Source organism: Deinococcus alpinitundrae, from assembly GCF_009982895.1.
Lineage (GTDB): Bacteria > Deinococcota > Deinococci > Deinococcales > Deinococcaceae > Deinococcus > Deinococcus alpinitundrae.
Window position 1 is genome coordinate 1 of sequence record NZ_WXZL01000205.1, and the last position, 279, is coordinate 279.

General features: G+C 36.6%; 1 pseudogene. It reads left to right on the top strand.

Going from position 1 to position 279, the window contains the following annotated elements:
* Positions 1-79: 79 nt before the first annotated feature.
* Positions 80-279, top strand: a pseudogene (locus tag GUI70_RS25590) (ornithine carbamoyltransferase); the annotation flags it as partial.

Genomic DNA, 279 nt, shown 5'->3' on the forward strand with positions numbered 1-279 from the left:
TTCTAAAGTGTCGTGAAACCGCTTACTATCATTATAAGTGTAATAAAGATATTTAGTCACCTTAAGGAGGATGTTTTCAATGGCATTTAATTTACGTAATCGGAGTTTCTTAACTCTTGCAGATTTCAATACTCGCGAAATGGAATACATGCTTAATTTAGCAGAAGATCTTAAAAAGGCAAAGTACGCAGGTACTGAAGGTAAGCGGCTTGCTGGCAAGAACATTGCTTTAATCTTTGAAAAGAGTTCAACTCGTACACGTTGTGCTTTCGAAGTTGG